2 protein-coding genes and 1 pseudogene are annotated in these 3,695 nt (G+C 36.5%); 1 reads left to right on the top strand and 2 read right to left on the bottom strand.

Going from position 1 to position 3,695, the window contains the following annotated elements:
* Positions 1-434, bottom strand: a pseudogene (locus Q0874_RS17340) (GTPase); the annotation flags it as partial.
* A 105-nt stretch (positions 435-539) separates the two neighbouring features.
* Here Q0874_RS17340 and Q0874_RS17335 point away from each other — a divergent pair.
* Positions 540-1,649, top strand: coding sequence for an ATP-grasp domain-containing protein (locus tag Q0874_RS17335; protein WP_299164814.1), 1,110 nt, complete (start codon positions 540-542; stop codon positions 1,647-1,649).
* Between the two features lie 131 nt (positions 1,650-1,780).
* Here Q0874_RS17335 and Q0874_RS17330 read toward each other — a convergent pair whose 3' ends face one another.
* The gene (locus Q0874_RS17330) at positions 1,781-2,938 is read right to left on the bottom strand and encodes a hypothetical protein (protein ID WP_299164813.1); all 1,158 of its coding nucleotides are present in this window, start codon (positions 2,936-2,938) and stop codon (positions 1,781-1,783) included.
* Between the last annotated feature and the right edge of the window lie 757 nt (positions 2,939-3,695).

The raw sequence follows: 3,695 nt of genomic DNA, 5'->3' as shown, positions 1-3,695 counted from the left end.
AATAGCACCACCTCTGCTTTTTCCATCTTCTCATAGGTTCTCTCAATTCCTATGCGCTCAACAGTATCAAGAGTCTCTCTGATCCCGGCAGTGTCTATAAACCGAAATCCAATACCTCCAATGGTTATCTCATCTTCTATAGTATCTCTGGTAGTACCTGCAATTTCCGATACAATGGCACGATCTTCATTTAACAGAGCATTTAAAAGGGTAGATTTGCCTACATTAGGTTCCCCTACAATAGCTATGGGGATCCCGCTTTTTATAACATTGCCCAAAGCGAAAGAATCTACTAGTCCCTTTAGAACGCTTTCAATTCTGCTTAGTAAACCCCGGAATTCTTCTATGTCTGCAAATTCTACATCTTCTTCTGCAAAATCCTTTTAGGTTTCGATTTTGACACAATTAAGTATATTTAGAATCGTTTTTATGAGGGATAGTTTCACTATTTAACCATATTTAAAGGCAATTGAGTCCTAGTTAAGATGTTATCTATTAACCGAATATTGAATTTATATAAGACTCCGTAATCCTCCACAATGAATATGACGAAAAAGAAATCAATACTTATTCCTGATAGCGATGGTAGTCATTTGATGAATATTGTAGATTGTTTTAGTCGAAAAAAAGACTTTTATATTCACATTATGTCAAACCAAAAGAGATTACCAATGCGTTATTCCAGATTTGTTCAGAGGTGGACATATTATAGGGATACAGCCGATAATAATGAATGGATTCAAAAGATTAATGAAATTTTAAAAAAATACGATATTGATGTTATTCTACCCTTATCAGAAATAGTAGTCCGCAGAATTATAGCCAATAAATCGTTGCTTTTGAATCCTAATAAGTTATGCCTTCTTCCAGAACTTAAAAGTTTTGATAAAGCCAGAAATAAATGGACCCTATATAAGCATTTGATGAAATTTGAAATTCCCTGTCCCAAGACCAAATTATTGGGAACAATTGATAAACAGGATTATTTGAACTTTCCCTTAATAGCAAAACCGACCATTGGTCTTGGTGCAGGATGGAAGATAGAACTTGTAAAATCCTTTAATGAATTAGAGGATTATACTAATAGACATTCGTTTACCGAGCAAGACTATATCTTTCAGGAATATATTGAGGGATATGACTTTAGCTGTAACGTTTTATGTTGTAGCGGAGATATAATGGCGTATACTATCCAAAAATCTGAAAATCAGAATTCGTTAGGATTCGGTCCTCAGATGGAATACAGGTTTGTAGATAATGAAAGGATTTTAAATATTGCCTTACGACTTATGAGGTCTTTGAATTGGTCAGGGATCGCAAGCATTGATCTTAGGTATGATAGAAAAGTAGATGACTATAAGGTCCTTGAAATCAATACACGTTTTTGGAGATCTGTAGTGGGATCAATGTACGCGGGGATTAACTTTCCGGTAAGGTTATCAAATTTAACCTTGGACGGGAAAGTTACAAATGTCCAGAGTTATAAACATATTAAGTTTTATGATATGAAAGGTTATTTCCAATTTATAAGAAAGAACCCATTAAAGTTACTGGACCTTAGTACACTGAAAAATAGCACCTATGCCATCAGATTTTTTCGGGATCCATTGCCATATTTAATATCGTTTTATCGCAAAATGAATAGTTAAAGAAAGTGAATGATTTTTTATTAATATATAAACAAATCAAAAGGTGAGTATACTTGCATACTCACCTTTTGACTTTAGATGTTCATAACCGGTTTACCAAAAACCTCCAGTTACTTAACCAAAATTTAATCTTAGTAATCTCCGCAGATTACGGAATGAAGAATCACATTAATTTCACCACTTAATCCTGTAGCTATTGTGTACTGACCCGGTGCTACCGTTGGTTTACCGTTATTCGGATTTTCTGGGACAGGATCGTACCCTGCATAGGTGTGGATTTCCTTTATTCCAAATCCGTCACTAATATCGTAATCAACAGTAACCGTACCACCACTGTAATTCACTGCTGCAGTACCTACTAAGGTGCCCTTACTCAAATCACATTGGCCAGCTCCGGCGTATATATCGAAAGTGTAAGTTCCTTCAGATGGCAGTTCGACAGTCCATCCCCAACGGTTAAATTTATATGGATCTTCCAAATCAATAAAACATGTATTTAGGGTGCTCTGGCCGTCCTGTGCTCTTCCGAATGCGGTTTCGCAGCCTACTTCTTTGCATTCCAAGGGAATCGTAATAATCACACTCTGATAATTTCCTTCTGGAATTATTACAAGAGCCAGTAAATCTCCATCTCCGGGCTTGTAACCGTCATTATCTGGACTATCTGCTAAAGAGACCAACTCATTAACTCGGAGCTGTTCCCATTCTCCTAGGAATAAACATTCGGTACAGGTACTGTTATCAATAAGATCCCAAATTGCTTTTTGAATATCACCGTATGTATAGGGACCCCAAGCAGAACTTTCCTTACCTACAAAGTTTTGATTTAAAAGCCAGTTTACTAAGTCAAAATTTTCAGGCTTTTCAAATTCTCCAGCTCCTTCCCCCTGAAGAGTTAACAGGTACTCGTCATAACTTGAATAAATGGATCCGTCAAGACAAATCTCGTCTTGACCGTCCGGGATGTCCAAAGAAGTATCCTGATCTGCACACCAGGCATCGAAAAAATTGCCTTCAAGGGTCAAATCAAAATAACTTGGCATCTCCCCATCGGTATAGATGGTTTCACCCTTATCTGTTATACAAATTTCAACAGTTTCCGGTAATTCCGGAGTAAGATCAACCAAGCAAAAAGATTCATCTATTGTGTCATCATTAACATTGTTGTTAACACTGCTTTTTCCTCGACCTTCCACGGCATCCAATTCAGTAACCGAACTCAGGTCCTCCTTTTGACAAGAGGTGAGCGCAAAACCTCCTAGGAGTGTGATTAGAATTAATTTTTTCATAATTTCTGTTTTATTTAAGTGAAATTAATATTCAATGATAAAATTAAGGCAGAAGTTTGAATTGTAGTATATTAAATAGGTGTTTGGGAGATAAAAACGATCATTTACCCCCTGAAAATAAATATAAAGGAAATACCCCGAATATTAGGTAAGTAGAAACTGGCAAGGGTACTTATTCCAGATATTGACCATCCCCAGTATCATAAGCATAAAAACTTGCTCCACTTTCTTCTATGCCCTCCACAGAGGTAAGGATAAGAGTCCCGATGGGCAGACTTATTGCCAGAGAAACTTCTTATGAATCTACGTTGCTGAGTATTTCAAATAGGAAGGGGGAGTTAGATCCGATTTGGATATCTTCTCCCTAATAGGAGTATTTAATTGGTTCTGCATCCTTACTATTGTATTCTGTATCCGATATCCTCAACTGAAATATTGAGTTTGGCTTCAGAATTTTCATTCGGATATGTTGGGTGGTTTTATTGGAGAAAATAGACACTTGCCATGAGGAGCTTAAAAACTTTTGGTATGTGACACTGTTTTTATATGTCTAATTAATTGGAAAATTGACGGAAAAGCCGCCTAAAGAGCTCTAGTCCCCTCTAAGTTGTAGTCATATTATTAGTGATTATTAATTGTTTTTAGTGTATTTCCTAGGTGTTGCTTTTAGCGGTTACTTTCCGATACAAAAATTCGCAAAAATATTCCCTAAAAGGTCGTCGTTGGTGATCTCACCGGTGATTTCCCCAAAATGATA

The sequence above is a fragment of the uncultured Eudoraea sp. genome, assembly GCF_947490415.1.
Lineage (GTDB): Bacteria > Bacteroidota > Bacteroidia > Flavobacteriales > Flavobacteriaceae > Eudoraea.
The sequence above is the reverse complement of the archived record's forward strand: the minus strand, read 5'-3'. Positions and strand labels throughout refer to the sequence as shown.